This is a genomic window from Nostoc sp. TCL26-01 (assembly GCF_013393945.1).
Taxonomy (GTDB): Bacteria; Cyanobacteriota; Cyanobacteriia; order Cyanobacteriales; family Nostocaceae; genus Trichormus.
In genome coordinates this window covers 1,307,101-1,320,781 of sequence record NZ_CP040297.1, presented here as the reverse complement: position 1 = coordinate 1,320,781, position 13,681 = coordinate 1,307,101, and the positions used below count along the sequence as shown (strand labels likewise).

Annotated in this window: 6 protein-coding genes; 2 read left to right on the top strand and 4 right to left on the bottom strand. The window is 40.4% G+C overall.

Annotated elements, in window-relative coordinates; all coding sequences use genetic code 11:
- Positions 1-74: 74 nt before the first annotated feature.
- Positions 75-779: a CAP domain-containing protein gene (locus tag FD725_RS05600; protein ID WP_179047212.1), complete on the bottom strand. Its 705-nt coding sequence runs from the start codon at positions 777-779 to the stop codon at positions 75-77.
- Positions 780-1,345: 566 nt separating this feature from the next.
- Between FD725_RS05600 and FD725_RS05595 the strand changes: the two genes are divergently transcribed.
- Both FD725_RS05595 and rpiA read left to right on the top strand, forming a co-directional pair.
- Positions 1,346-4,927: a response regulator gene (locus tag FD725_RS05595; RefSeq protein ID WP_179047211.1), complete on the top strand. Its 3,582-nt coding sequence runs from the start codon at positions 1,346-1,348 to the stop codon at positions 4,925-4,927.
- Positions 4,928-5,204: 277 nt separating this feature from the next.
- A complete protein-coding gene (rpiA, locus tag FD725_RS05590; RefSeq protein WP_179047210.1) occupies positions 5,205-5,915 on the top strand; it encodes a ribose-5-phosphate isomerase RpiA in 711 nt (236 codons plus the stop codon).
- 387 nt (positions 5,916-6,302) lie between these two features.
- Here the strand turns inward: rpiA and FD725_RS05585 are convergent, their stop codons facing one another.
- From FD725_RS05585 to FD725_RS05575, 3 genes are all read right to left on the bottom strand, one after another.
- On the bottom strand, positions 6,303-7,397 hold the full coding sequence (locus FD725_RS05585) for a hypothetical protein (protein WP_179047209.1): 1,095 nt from the start codon (positions 7,395-7,397) through the stop codon (positions 6,303-6,305).
- 212 nt (positions 7,398-7,609) lie between these two features.
- On the bottom strand, positions 7,610-11,002 hold the full coding sequence (locus FD725_RS05580; protein ID WP_179047208.1) for a virulence factor SrfB: 3,393 nt from the start codon (positions 11,000-11,002) through the stop codon (positions 7,610-7,612).
- Between the two features lie 62 nt (positions 11,003-11,064).
- Positions 11,065-13,605 carry a proteasome protein gene (locus tag FD725_RS05575; protein ID WP_179047207.1) on the bottom strand — a complete coding sequence of 847 codons (2,541 nt, stop codon included), beginning with the start codon at positions 13,603-13,605 and terminating at the stop codon, positions 11,065-11,067.
- Positions 13,606-13,681 lie beyond the last annotated feature (76 nt).

Genomic DNA, 13,681 nt, shown 5'->3' with positions numbered 1-13,681 from the left:
CGTTTAGCCCGTGCTGAGTGGAGAGTAATAAATTATTCTTCCCTACACCCCTACACCCTTACACCTCTACACCCCTATTTCTCTATATACCCGCCAGCATAGTTAATTACGCAAATAGTTCTGTAAACTTTGTGAGAACCGTAAGCGACACCAGCGACTTTAAAAGCACCGTTAAAGATGGTTGTTCTATGACCGCGTGAGGGTACACCGTCGTCAATAATCAATTGCATAACAATATCTTGGGCGGTATTGGGGCCGTAGCTGATATTTTCCCCAGCTGTGGTTTGCCATTTACCATAACGATTGATGCGAGTGAAGGGGTTGCTACCATCGCTACCATTATGACCTGTTGTACCTTTTACTCCTTGGTCTTTGACATGATCTCTAGCACCTAAAGACATTCCTTTGGATGTTCTCAATGCTCCCACAGGACGAGTGCGCTTGAGAAAAGCGATCGCTTCATCTACCGGTTTTACACCTTCTTGGGTAATCAAATAAGTATTAGCAGAAAGTTTGACTCGGTTTCCCTGAAAGCGTTTTCGATAATTTTCGATGATAGGGATATAGGCTTGAGGATTCTGCCGCACTTTGTTCATTTCTTCCACTACCTGTTGTTCTAAAGGTGAGAGATAGCTAGCTTTTGCTAACAAAGTCGGATTAGGGGCTTGAGCTATAATGGGAGTCGATTGTGCTATTCCATCAGTAATTTGTAGTAGATTATAAGAAAAAATAGTTACTAAAGTACTAAGAGCAAACACATAAAAATTGTGGTGACGCATTAATTACCTCAAAATTTTGTACTTAGGTATGAATTTGCCAAAATATCTGCAAAATAGTCTAATACAGTCAACTTTGACGCATGGTTTGTGTAAAAGTGCCGTTTCGTTATAATATTTTTTGTATTTTTAGGCACTATTAAATATAAATATTTATATAGATGTAGTGTAATTTAGTACTTTATATTCATAGTTTTTATTTCTGATGCTCTAGGAAAATTTATTATAAAGTTAGTAATTGCTAGAGCAAGGCTAAATTATTCAGGGAAAAATATTTCCCAAGATTTTTAACAAGTTGGGGATATGAGACTTCAAGATGCTGACAAATCAGATAGAATTGCTATATCCATACGACTTATGCACCCTACTAAGAAAACCTTCTGAAAGGTAGTCAAAAATCAATAGTTAAAATCAATTTTTTGGACTGTTGATTGTGGACAGAAAAGTCGGAGAATTAGTGTCTATGCGTAATTATTGATAAATATCAATATGCTTTTTAAATAAAAATAGCATCATGTAGTAAATATATATTTTAGCCAGATTGGGTAAATAAAACACCAGAAATAATAATGTTGAACCGCTTAAAAATTGGCTCTAAAATAGGAGCTGGCTTTGCTTTAAGTCTAGTAATTTTGAGTGCGATCAGTTTGATAGCTCACAAAAGTACTCAGGAACTAATTGCCGCTTCTCATAAAGAAAAACATACATATCAAGTACTCAGTCAATTAGAAAATCTCAATGCTCAATTGGCGAAAGCAGAAACTGGACAACGGGGATACATTATTACTGGGGAACAGCGTTATTTAGAACCTTATCAAGTAGCTACTCAAGCAGTAAATATAAAAGTTAAAGAACTGCAAAGTCTGACTATAGATAATCCTAAACAGCAGCGATTTCTCAATCAGTTACAGCTACTGATTAATGAGAGAATTGCCATTATGCAAACTGTGATTGATTTGCGTCAATCTCAAGGTTTTGAGGCTGCTCAACAATCTATCCTCACAGATCGTGGTAGAGCAGTGATGATGCAAATTGAGAATATCAACCAGCAAATGAATGCTGAAGAATTGAGATTGTTAGAACAACGAACGGCGATCGCACGAGCAGCTACTAACAGTACTCTTGGCAGTATTACTTATAGTATTCCTATAGTTGCGTTTACTCTTGTTGTCATTGGTTTCTTGTTATCTCGACATATTTCTACACCACTGAGAAATATTTCTCGTGCCGCCGAGAAAATGTCTGATGGGGATTTATCTGTCAGTTTACCAAAAAGCGATCGCCTAGATGAAATTGGTGTGCTAACTCGTATTTTTAACCAAATGGTAGTTAACCTGCGAGTCACAACCCAAAAAAATGAGGAGCAAAATTGGCTCAAGTCTAATTTGGCTGAATTTACGCAAATATTGCAAGGACAACGCCAGATTGAAAATTTATCTAGCTTAGTTTTATCAAAACTCACACCATTGGTAGAAGCACAGCAAAGTGTATTTTATCTCATGGATAAAACTGATGATGAGTGTATATTGAAGCTGGTAAGTAGCTATGCTTATCACGAGCGCCGACATTTAGCAAATCGGTTCAGATTGGGTGAAGGATTAGTCGGACAATGTGCTTTAGAAAAACAAAGAATTTTATTAACTGAAGTTCCTAGTGATTACATCCGCATTAGTTCTGGTTTAGGATCAGCTTTACCCATCAACATAATTGTCTTACCAATCATCTTTGAAACAGAAGTGACAGCCGTATTAGAAGTTGCTTCTTTGTATCGATTTAATGAATTGCATCTGACATTTCTTGAGCAATTTTGTGAAATGTTAGGTGTATTTTTAAATAATATTGCTGCCAATACAAAAACTCAAAAACTGTTAGATGAATCCCTAGTTTTAGCAACAGAACTCAGAGATAGTAATCAGCTTTTAGAACAGCAAACTCAAAAATTAGAAAAATCACAATTGCTTTTAACACAACAACAACAAGAATTACAGCAATCAAACGAAGAGTTACAACAACTCAATGAAGAACTAGAAGAAAAAGCCGAACTATTAGCAGCCCAAAATCAGGAAGTTGCTCATAAAAATCAGGAGATTGAACAAGCACGACAATCTTTAGAAGAAAAAGCAGCACAATTATCCTTATCTTCTAAATACAAATCAGAATTTCTGGCGAATATGTCCCATGAACTACGAACACCACTAAATAGTCTGTTAATTCTAGCCAAACTAATGGCAGATAATCCGGCAGGTAATTTAACTAGCAAACAGGTAGAATACAGCCAGACAATCTACTCGGCGGGAACTGAACTTTTAGAATTAATTAATGATATTCTTGACCTAGCGAAAATCGAATCGGGAAATCTATCTATAGAATTAGAACCAATCAATCTAGCTGAATTGTGTAAGTATTTGGAACAGAGTTTCCGAGAAGTTGCTCAAAATAAAGGACTCAATTTTAATGTTGAGTTAGAACATAACTTACCATCAACTATATTGAGCGATCGCCAACGCTTACAGCAAATTTTAAAAAATCTCTTAGCTAACGCTTTTAAGTTTACTGAACAAGGTGGGGTAAGTTTAAAAATTGCAGTAGCTGAAGCTAATTCCCCTCAACAGATGATTACTTTTGCTGTAAGTGATACAGGAATTGGTATCCCCAATGACAAACAACAAATTATTTTTGAAGCCTTTCAGCAAGTAGATGGAACAATTAGCCGCAGATATGGTGGAACAGGCTTAGGTTTATCAATTAGCCGAGAACTAGCTAAGATGTTAGGCGGTAGACTGGCATTAGTTAGCCAACTAGAAAAAGGCAGTACTTTTACACTTTACCTACCGCCAACTTATGCGGGAAATGAATCAAGCATAAGTCAGCCATTGAGTTTATCTCGATACCAGCGATCGCCTATCCCCTCAGAAAGTTTACCACTCATTGCGGCATCTCAGACAATCACTGATGATCGAGAAGGGATTCAACCAGAGGATTGTACCTTACTAATTATTGATGATGATGAGAAATTTGCCCGCATTTTACAAGATATGGCACGACAAAAAGGTTTTAAAGTCATCGTAGCTACATCTAGTAAACAAGGTTTAGCTTTAGCACAAAAACATCAACCAGATGCCATTACCCTAGATATTCATCTCCCAGATATGGATGGTTGGACAGTACTAGACCGACTCAAGCACGAACCCCAAACTAGACATATTCCCGTCCACATTATTTCTATTGATGACCGAGAAAAACGAGCCTTACAACTAGGAGCGATCGCTTACTTACAAAAACCCCTATCACCAGAAATCATTAACCAAACCCTCACAAATATTAAAGGCTTTATTGACCGCAAAGTCAAACGACTTTTAATTATCGAAGATGAGCCTCTACAAGCTCAAAGCATTATTGAACTCATCGGGAATGGCGATGTCCAAAGTACAGCAGTCGGTACAGGAACTGCCGCATTAGAGATATTGCGATCGCAACATTTTGATTGTATTGTTTTGGATCTCGGCTTACCTGACATGAGTGGTGTGGAATTAATTGAGCAAATCAAGCAAGAACCAAGGCTAGTGAAATTGCCAATTATTATTTATACAGGCAAAGAAATCAGCCGCCAAGAAGAAACTATATTGCGGGGATTAGCCGAGACAATTATCATTAAAAATGTGCGATCGCCAGAAAGATTACTAGATGAAACTGCTCTATTTTTACACCGAGTACAGGCAAATTTGCCCCAACCGCAACGGCAAATACTAGAGCAACTCCACCAAACCGATCCCATACTAGCGCACCAGAAAATTTTAATTGTTGATGACGACCTGCGAAATATCTTTGCCCTTACCAGCTTGTTAGAAAGCTATCAAATGCAAGTTTTATTTGCCGAAAATGGCAAAGCAGGCATAGAAATGTTGCAAACTCATCCTGATATTAATGCCATATTAATGGATGTGATGATGCCAGAAATGAATGGTTACGAAACTACCCGACAAATCCGTCAACAACCACAATTCCGCACATTACCTATAATTGCACTCACAGCTAAAGCCATGCCAGGCGATCGCGAAAAATGTATCGAAGCCGGCGCATCCGACTACATCACCAAACCAGTAGATACAGAACAACTACTCTCACTACTACGAGTTTGGCTATATCGGTAATGGGGAGTGCTGAGTGCTGAGTGATGAGTAGGGGAGTGAGGGGTGTAAACAGTGAACAGTGAACAGTAAACAGTGAACAGTGAACGTTTATTAACTGGTAACTGATAACTGATAACTGATTTGGGGAGTGAGGGAGTGCTGAGTATAAGACTAATGACTAATGACTAATGACTATTGACTATTGACTATTGACTATTGACTATTGACTATTGACCAATGACCCATCACCAATTTGTAGTATATTCTGCTGTGATAGTGCGTCAATATTTCAGGAGCTTTGGGAATGACAGCAGACCCCATAACATTGATGAAGCAAGAAGTAGGCAAAGCCGCCGCCGCCTTAGTCAAATCAGGTTCAATAGTTGGCTTAGGTACAGGTTCCACTACAGCTTACACGATTCAGTATTTAGGCGATCGCCTAAAATCTGGTGAATTGACAGACATTGTTGGTATTCCCACCTCATTTCAGTCAGAAGTACTAGCCAAACAATACGGCGTTCCTCTCACCACATTAGATGCTGTTGACCATATTGATATTGCCATTGATGGCGCTGATGAAGTTGACCCCCACAAAAACCTGATTAAAGGTGGTGGTGCAGCACATACCCGCGAAAAAGTCGTAGATTACCTCGCCAATCAATTTATTGTTGTAGTGGACAGTGGTAAATTGGTAGACCGCTTAGGTGCAGTTTTTGCTGTACCTGTAGAAGTGATTCCTATGGCAATTACCCCCGTCACAAACGCTATCAAAAAACTCGGTGGTCAACCTGAACTGCGGATGGGTGTAAAAAAAGCCGGGCCAGTCATCACCGACCAAGGTAACTTTGTCTTAGATGTCAGATTTGCTACCATTGATGACCCAGTTAACCTGGAAAAAACCTTAAATAACATTCCCGGCGTTTTGGAGAATGGTATTTTTGTCAACTGCGCAGATATAGTTTTAGTCGGTGAAGTCAAAGATGGTCAGCCACTAGTCCGGCAACTCTAAGATAATCTCATATTTGATTTCTGAAAATTAAGTAGCCAGTAGTGGCGTGGCAAGCCTAAAGTAGTGCATTAGGCGTAGGTTGGGTTAAGCGCAGCGTAACCCAACATGGATCTCAAAAACCTAGTATGGATCTGATGTTGGGTTTCCCAAAGCCTCAAACGCCACTTCACTCAAGTCAAGCCAGCCGCTTGCGGGGTTTCCCCCCGTTGTGCGGACTGGCGTGGGGAACCCGCCCACGTGAGTGGCTCCCCAACCTACAGTTTTAATACAACATTTTAGTTTAGACACGCCACTACCTGAATATTTACTTGATAAATAGGCTCTAATAATTACGAATTACGTAGCTTGCTTCTCGCCTTTGGCGAGTATTACGAATTACGAATTATTTTATCGTGATGAACGAAAAATAACACGTCCTGGTATTTCATCTTGATTAATTCGGGCATATACTCTTAAGCAACTCAATACTTCCCCAGGAATACCGCCCATGTCGAGTTGCAAGTCATCTTTAGATAAAGCACAAATATCAGCGTAAATCCCTGTTAATTGCCGAATCCGCACATCATGACCAGCACTAATTGCTCTATCTGCCACTTTTTTTAAAGCCCGACGAGATTCTTGTTGCAATTTTCCCCACCAAGAATAACGCTCGGCGGGTGGTACAAATACTAAAGAATTTATCGCTTCATCTACATCAATCCAATTACGGAGAGTCAGTAAAGTATCGGCATTTTCTTCGGCTTTTTTTGTGCGCTGAAATCTATCTATAAGAGCGTCAATATATTGATTACGTTGGTCTGGTTTGGAATGTAAAGAGAGAATATCAAAACTAAACACACTCTTTAAAGCATGATGTAAATCGGGATCTATTTCTATAAATTTGCTCCATAGAAGTAAGAAACCAGCTAACAAATTTAGTTCCTCAGAAGCTTGGTCATCAATAATACTGGTGTGAAAAAATGCTGTTTGAGAGAGAGATAATCCTTGAGCATTGATACTACCATTGAGTCCAGGATAGATAATTTCGTTCCGAATAAAAGGTAGTGGATAGACATAAGCATTATCGGCAACTGCACCCATTTCTTGTGCTAAATCTAAAGCACGCTGTCGCCAAATCGTTGCCAAATCTTCGGGAACTCGCAATAGTTTACGGTGAATTTCGTTCCATAAATCCGCATCCGTTTGGCTTTGTAATGGCGAACTATCCAGATATAAATTTAGTTCTGGGTCAGCATCAAAAGCATATCGCAGATGATTTAACTTCAATTCCTCCACGGTTTGTGTAATATCTACTGCTGCTGCTTCTAGCTGGAGTAAATTTTGCAGTTCTTGCAGCACTTCATCACATACTCTAGCACCTGGGTCTTGCGGAAATTCTGACTGAGCTTTTTTCAGGGAAGTTTCCAGTCCATACAGGCTAAACCGCAGTAACCTTGCTAGTTCAGAGTTTTGTATTGTGAGTAAATGATATAAGTGCTGCATGAGAGGAGGGTGGAGAGTGATGAGTGCTGAGTGATGAGTGCTGAGTGCTGAGTGAGGGAGTGAGGGAGTGAGGGAGTGAGGGAGTGAGGGAGTGGGGAGAAAGAATTAGGGACTTCCAGAAAATAAAATCTTCAATGGGTGAAAGCAAATATAATCATGGGATTTTTCCTCCCCTGCTTCCCCTGCCTCCCCTGCCTCCCCTGCTTCACAATTTAATGAATTCCACAAAAGGGGTCGCGTTCTTTGTCAACTTCGTTGGGTTGCAAGTCTAATTCAGTGCGGTAGACGCATCCTGGTTGTTGGAGACATTCTCTGTTTGTGGATGTCCAGTAGGGAACATCGCCGGCGTGTATGCGTAAAATGCCTTTGTTGTCAAGGGTGACGTGATATTGACAGGGGTAATCTGTACTGACATCTGGCCTGGGGAGTGCGCCGATACGTATCCATTTTTTGCTGTTAGTGTCGTTATCGGTTTGGTAGATATAAAAGGTGTGCTGACCGGTTTGGGGGAAGGAGGGTAAAGGGTTGCTAATTAAGCCTGTTCCGGGTTGGGGTGAACCATCGCGCAAGTAATGGAATTTTTGTAAGGATTTATGATCGTTTTTATCGGCTTCAAATACCACATGATAAGCATCTGGTTGGTCTACGGTGGCTGACTCAATCACATTGACAGCAATATCACCATCATGTAAATCTTTATTTGCACCTTCTACGGCGATATTCCACTTCAATTGACCATCAGCAAAGAGGGTAGATGTGTCGGTCAAGGCGGAGATGGCGGAACTGACATCAATTCCGGCAACATCGATTAAATAATGGGGGTTTCCTTGACATAACAAGACGTTCAATTGCAGGGTTTGGTCAATCTCAAATTGAACCTTAATCTTTTTGAGAAACTCTCCCTCGTCCATTCCTAATTTTTCCATCAGGTTTTTGCCATCAAAGCTACCCCAGAGGCGCAAATCTCCATCCTCGTAATCTTGGCGATAGATAATATTAGTTAACTGTATTCCTTGCCAAGCTGTACGCACTTTCGCTACATTTTCCGCAGGTGCAAGTTGATAAAGTTCTTGTCCAGCTTTGAATACTGTTAGCAATTCGTTACTTTGGGTTTTGCGTTTGAAGTTGCAAGGCAGGTAATAAAATAGATTTTTCACATCTATTTCTAGTTGGTTAGCACCTTTACGTAGTAACCCTTTTGATTCTTCGGGGTCAAATCTCAGCCGCCGCAATTTCTCGGCGTAACAAGCACCGGCGGAGGTGGCAAGTTTGGTATATTCCAAAACAAAGGTAATTCTTTCAGGATTCCAAACGAAGTAGGGAGACTTGCTAAATTCTTGATAAATGTGGTTTTGGACTAAATCTAAGTTACAAGTTTTACCTGAGAGAATTAGCCAGTCAACTTTATGAGTGTTCCAGGAATCTATATTGTTACTTTCAGTTCGTAAGCGGCTTTCCATCAATCCTTTGGCAATCCCAATTGCTTCTTTAATTGCGGTAGCAGCAGCACGTTCAAATTGTTGACTATCTAAAGTAACGCTAATACTATCAAGTTCTTTGACTTGAAATTTGATGGCACTTTGGGTCAGCAGTTCAGCAATTTGTGGTTCAGCCAGGGTGAATGTTAATGGAGAATTATCTGTGAGTGATTTTTGTCCTAGTTTGAGTTTAGCTGCTTCGGCATAATCCCAGAGAGTGTAGAAGGTTTGTAGGCGTTGGGGTGCTTGTTGCCAACGGGTAGGGATAACTTTTTCGGCAGTATCTAGAGCATCTTTATAGGCAGCATCACCTTCAGGATTTTCTTTATCTAGACATTTTAAAAGACTACCAGTTTTGAATTTTCCTTGTTCGATGAAGCGTTCGTTTAATTCTGAACTGATTAAATCTTCGAGTTTGTCACTTTCAAGATTACCCATAGTTATGGCTGTGAGTAAAGTATCAGCGATCGCCACTTTTAATAACCGATAAACTCGCAGGGTAATTAATTCCCCGCCTAGTTGTAAATGTCCCGATGAACCTAACAGTTTGGGTGTGAGTTTATAGTAACGTCCACCTAAACCTCGATCTTCATGATTACCAAAGGATGGTGTTTTATCTTCTAGGGTGAGTTCAATTAACGCTAAGTCTGTTGTTCCCCCACCAATATCTAAGACGAGAACATTTTGTGACCATTTATTTTGTTCTTGACGACAACGGGTTTTAAATGACTCAATGCCAATGTTAAGATTACCGCCAAACTCGCGCCAGAGGAAGAAAATAGCAACGGAAACTGCTTCGTCATAAGCAGTTTGTACGTCATCAATACCTAACTCTTCCACTAATTTTTTGACTTCCTTGCGGACAACTGGTGGTGCGACGGTGGGATAAGTGACAACGGCGGTTAAAAAATCTCCTTCGGAGAATCTGCGTCTAGCACGTTGACGATAATCTTCGGTTAAGTCAATTAAATGTGACCAAGCGGCTTGGACGAGTTCATTTACATTAATTGTTTCTTCTCTACCATCCAAAATTACAGAAAATTTCCGTTCTTGGCCAAAATAACGCTTGGGTGAATGGTGAAATCTGCTGATAATTTCTTTAAGAGAACTGCTGGTTCCTTGAGCGATCGCTTTTTTTCTGTTGTCTCTTGCTTCCCTACCCATGCGTAGTTCTAAATCCGTCAATTTAGCCACTTCCAACTCACTGGGAATTTCTGTATCTCGGCGGTCAATATCTAAGACAACGGGGATTAAATTTTGGGATTCTAAAGTCGGGACGCGAAAGACTTCATGGTAGATTTGATATAATTTTCTACTGACGGCATAGCGAAATTTATCACTGTTACCTAGACACAATTCTATCTGTCTAATTGCTTCTAAAAAACGTTCCTTATTATCATTTTCAAAAACTTCTTTTAAGCGACTAGGTTCTATTTCTAAACTCTTACTAATATCAGCAATAAACTTTTCCCATTCACTTTCTTGCACTTCTGGTAAAGCGATCGCACCGGGAGAATTCAACCATTGCGAAAGGCGATCGCGCAATCTTAATTCCTGTTCTCTCGGTAAAACTTCGGCAATTGGTACTTCAATCGGGTCAAAAAGTGTCACCGTAGAATTGGATGTACCGAAATCTAAAGCAAACCATCCCGGAAATCTTGGTTTTTCATCTGATTTCTTCTCATTGTAACTCTGAACTTGTAGCGGATGATTGGTTGGTTCTTTTGGGGTTGTTGGATTCATAGGTAGTGACCACAGATGACAATAAGCTGCTATTTTTTTACGTGCTGATAGCAGGGGATTTCCTGAATAATCAGAATCAAAATACTCAACAATTACTTGTAAATTACAGTTGATTGCTTGTGTTAAAGGTTGCTCTAGTTTACAAGGATACTGTTCTAATTGACCGATTTGGGAGATTTTTGGCGTATCAGATGCAAACTGTCTGTATGCTTTTTCTATTTTGAGAGCTAATTCGCTTGGTGCGCCTTTAACAGTACAGGTGATGCGAGCAATATGCGGAACATCGTTACCATAACCAATTAATTGAATTGTCGGCAGTTCCAGATATTTCTTGTCGTTAACCCGCACTTGGAAGCGAGGTGCAAGCTGAATTTTTACAGGCATTTGATATGTTCCCTATGCAGTCAAAAGTAATTAGTCATTAGCAGTGGTTCACTAATTACTTCTTACTGATAATTGACTGCCAAATCGGCAATTTCTGAGAGATTTTGCAACCAAGTAGGAACGGCCCCCTGGGATGGAGAATCACCAGCAGCAATAAATCTCAGTAAGCTATCTTTCTTAGAAAGATTTTGCAAGGTGGGAATGATTTGATCCAAAATTCCTGCTAATTCAGCGTTTACTTGTTGATTAACTTCACTGACATACTGGACTAAATGTAAGCTAGCGCTAGCAGTCAGTTCATCTCGTAAACGGAGAACAAACATTTGGTGATTAGTCGAACGAGAAAATTGACTTTTTTCTGGTGACCAATCAAAGATTTGGCCAATATTGTGTTTTTCATCCTGACGCGCCAGAGGAAACATTACTTCTGGTGTCAGGGATTTATCTTGCTGATTAATCTCCGAAATAATTGCCGATTGCCATTGATTAGGATCGCATCCTAAAAGTAATTTGTAAAATAAATCAGCCGCTTCTGCACCAAATTTGTTTTCAATCTCTGGTTCTATTTCTGGATTGAGAATTGTTTGTAGACGATCGCGCTCTGAGACAATTTGGTGCGATAATTTATGCAGTAAGTCTAACACCGCTTGCCGAATGCGATCGCGGGCAAATTCTTCCAACTCTTGCACCGTCTTAGCAAAGGCTGGATAAAAATCATCGCTTTGTGTGGGGATAGTAGTATTGGTTTTATTCCCCCGGTCAAATAACTTACCAGCCGCACCTTTTGATTCGGTAATAGTGATTGTGCCATTTTGAGCTTTGTTAAATAACAAAGTCCATTGATGCCAACTTAAAATTCTAAAAGTTAGTTCATCTTTCACCACATCACTGACAACCATTCCCCGCCGATCTTTGAGTGGTTCTTTCCCTAAATCTTTTTGAAAGTTGCGATAAGTTTTATCTAAATTCTCTAGCGCCGTTCGCAAATCAATTAAATCCTGACTGTCGCCAGTGGGGATACCTTGAGCATGAATTTCCGCAATAATATTTTTGAGATTTTCCTGTTGTTGCTGTAAATTTTCCGCAGCTCGTTGAGTATCTGCATACAATTGCTTCAGTCCGTGAGTAGCCACATGACTTTGAATCAATTCCCGTAGCTTGGCAATACCCCCATCCTGAGCAAAGTAACCCAATTGTCGGCTTAAATGACTGCGTGGATCTGATTCTAGCAGGCGATCGCTCAACCTGCCCCACTTTTGCTGCAACCGCTTCGACCTCTCCAAGTAGTCTGGATAGTCTAAATTAGCTAAAAACTCCGGCGAACCCGCTTTGACGCTGCTAGAACGTTTGGATAATTCTGCCAGTCCCAAAAGCGGCGACAATAAAACAATCCGGTCTTTTTGGCTAGTGAATGCACTTGCACCATCGATGGTGGTTTGCAAAACTCGCAGTTTTTGTAAAACCTTATCGGCCGAGACATTAGGGTTTTGATTATCGTCAATGAGTTGGTCGAGTTCCCTTTCTCCCCCTTCACTTTCTAACGGTAATTGATCAAAACGTCCCACCCCCACCAAAATCAAATCCTTCAAATCTTGTCCGGGACGCTGCTGCTGCATCATCGTGAAAATTTTGTTAGCGCGATCGCTCCCTGGCGACTTACCATTAAGTAACACCAAAATCGTCTGCACTTCTGCCAATTCTCGCAAAGATAAAAACGTATCCCTCGCGCCAGAATTCGCCGCACCCAAGCCAGGAAAGTCTAAAATAATAAACTCAGAAGCATCAGTTATATCCCAAATTTCCCGCGAAATTTTGACTGTAATATCAACACGACGAATTAATGGGAAGCTATTTTGTAATAACTTGATCGGTAAATTTTGTGGTGGACTCGGTAAGCGGATATGCGCTGGCGGTAAATCTTCAAAGCCAAGAGTTTGAATAGCTAATGGCTGTTCTGCTAATTGTAAACCCTCACGGGCAGATGTCGCGTCAATTTGGTAACGTCCACCACACAAGGCTTCCCCATACGCACTATAGGCGCGGATAAATAACACCAATTCCCGCAACAGATAACGCAATTCTAAATTGTTGCTGCTATTCCAAGTCGCCTCACACCAGTCGAGAATATCTTTCCCGGAGTTGAGTTTTGCAGGTTGAATTGCGGGAAGTCCGGCGGCTAAGGTACGACGGTTAGCTTCCCCCAGCATGAACCGCAAACACTCATTCACCCCCTCACGAGTCAGATACTCAACTGTAAAATTATCAACTTGTGTAGTTGCAAAGCCTGTTTGGGGAACGAGATGAATAGCTGTGACGTTCCCTGTGGTAGGATTTTCGCTGATGGGTAAAGCATCTGCATAACCGATGAGGCTACCCAAAAGGAGAGTTTTGCCACTGCTAAATTCTCCCATCACGCCAATTTTTACAGGCGAAGTAGCTAGTTCTACCGTTTTTTCCGCAGCTTCTCGGAGACGTATCAGACACTCATCCAAGCTAGCAGGAACCCAATCTTCTTTTTGTGAGGGAGATTGGGGGACAAAATCCAGTTTTTGTAAAATAAGTTCACCGTAATCTTTAAAACGGCTGAGTTTTTCTGGCTCCATAGAGTAGCCTGTTGTTAAGTTAATTTGCTGTGAGTTTTATAACACAAAAAAAGGCTTTTTATTTCTCTATGTGCCA

Bases quoted from the DNA above. Each gene is read 5' to 3' on its own strand.
- FD725_RS05585 (WP_179047209.1), bottom strand. From the start codon at position 7,397: ATGCAGCACTTATATCATTTACTCACAATACAAAACTCTGAACTAGCA.
- FD725_RS05600 (WP_179047212.1), bottom strand. From the start codon at position 779: ATGCGTCACCACAATTTTTATGTGTTTGCTCTTAGTACTTTAGTAACT.
- FD725_RS05595 (WP_179047211.1), top strand. From the start codon at position 1,346: ATGTTGAACCGCTTAAAAATTGGCTCTAAAATAGGAGCTGGCTTTGCT.
- FD725_RS05575 (WP_179047207.1), bottom strand. From the start codon at position 13,605: ATGGAGCCAGAAAAACTCAGCCGTTTTAAAGATTACGGTGAACTTATT.
- FD725_RS05580 (WP_179047208.1), bottom strand. From the start codon at position 11,002: ATGCCTGTAAAAATTCAGCTTGCACCTCGCTTCCAAGTGCGGGTTAAC.